2 protein-coding genes are annotated in these 1,504 nt (G+C 75.7%); both read left to right on the forward strand.

The annotated features are described in order from the left end of the window. Positions 1-203 precede the first annotated feature (203 nt). A complete protein-coding gene (locus HGA02_RS18985; protein WP_168680916.1) occupies positions 204-962 on the forward strand; it encodes an SDR family oxidoreductase in 759 nt (252 codons plus the stop codon). Positions 963-994: 32 nt separating this feature from the next. Next, positions 995-1,504 (forward strand): sigma-70 family RNA polymerase sigma factor (locus tag HGA02_RS18990; protein WP_343035627.1); only part of this gene is annotated, 510 nt, incomplete at its 3' end.

The following is a 1,504-nucleotide window of genomic DNA, read 5'->3' on the forward strand; positions in this document are numbered from 1 at the left end:
GGCCGGCCGCGCGCCGCGTTCGTCGCGGGCGGCGACCCGGACGTCCTGGTCCCGCTGCGGCCGCCGGCGGACGGACGGTCGCGGCCTGCCCTCGTCACCCCGTCACCCGGGCCGCACCCGTCGTCCGGTCCCGCACCTGTCGCACCGCTCACCGCACCACCCCTGGCACCACCCACCGCATCACCCACCCACAGGAGGTCAGCATGAAGATCGTCGTCATCGGCGGCACCGGCCGGATCGGCGCCCAGGTCGTCGAGCAGCTCCGCGAGAGCGGTCACGTCGCCGTGCCCGCGGCACCCAGCACGGGCGTCGACACCCTGACGGGCGACGGCGTCGCGGAGGCCCTCGCGGGGGCGGACACGGTCGTCGACGTGTCGAACTCGCCGTCGTTCGCACCCGACGACGTGCTCGCGTTCTTCACGACGTCGACGCGGACGCTGCTCGCGGCCGAGGAGGCGGCGGGGGTGCGGCACCACGTGGTGCTGTCGATCGTCGGCGCGGACCGTGCGCCCGACAGCGGGTACCTGCGGGCGAAGGTCGCGCAGGAGCAGCTGGTCACGGCGTCGCCGATCCCGTTCACGATCCTGCGGGCGACGCAGTTCTTCGAGTTCCTGGCCGCGATCGCGGACGGTGCGACGCAGGACGGCGTCGTCCGCGCGACCACGGGCGCCATCCAGCCGGTCGCGGCGCGCGACGTGGTCGCGGCCGTGGTCGACGTGACGCTCGCCGAGCCCGTCGGGGGGATCGTCGAGGTCGCGGGCCCGGAGCGGTTCCGGATGGACGAGCTGCTGCGCGCCGAGCTCGCCGCCGCCGGCGACCCGCGCGAGGTCGTGTCGGACCCCGGGGCGCGCTACTTCGGCACGCTCCTCGACGGGACGACGATCGTGCCGATCGGGGACGACGCGCGGATCGGCGCCACGACGCTCGCCGCGTGGAAGGCCGCGCAGGCGGTGGCCCGCTGACCGCCGGGGGTCCCGGCCCTAGGGTGAGGCTCGTGCCGCACGACACCGCGCGCCCGGAGCCGGGACCCCCGTCCGTCGCGGACGACGACGTCACCGACTTCCTCGACGTCAGGCCGCAGCTGTTCGGCATCGCCTACCGCATGCTCGGCTCGGTCGAGGAGGCCGAGGACGTCGTGCAGGACGCGTGGATCCGGTGGCAGAACACGGACCGGCGCGGTGTGCAGAACGCCGCCGCGTTCCTCACGACGACCACGACGCGGCTCGCGATCAACGCCGCGACGTCCGCGCGCGCCCGTCGCGAGACGTACGTCGGGCCGTGGCTGCCCGAGCCGGTCGACACGAGCGCGGACCCGCTGCTGGGTGCCGTGCGGGCCGAGGCGCTCGACGCCGCCGTGCTCGTCCTGCTCGAGCGGCTCACGCCGACCGAGCGGGCCGCGTACGTGCTGCGCGAGGCGTTCGACTACTCCTACCGGCGGGTCGGGGAGGTGCTCGACGTGACCGAGGCGCACGCGCGGCAGCTCGTCCGGCGGGCCCGCGCCGCG

The sequence above is a fragment of the Cellulomonas septica genome, from assembly GCF_012396155.1.
GTDB lineage: Bacteria > Actinomycetota > Actinomycetes > Actinomycetales > Cellulomonadaceae > Cellulomonas > Cellulomonas septica.

Excerpts from the sequence above, each read along its gene's own strand:
- HGA02_RS18985 (WP_168680916.1), top strand. The coding sequence starts at position 204 with ATGAAGATCGTCGTCATCGGCGGCACCGGCCGGATCGGCGCCCAGGTC.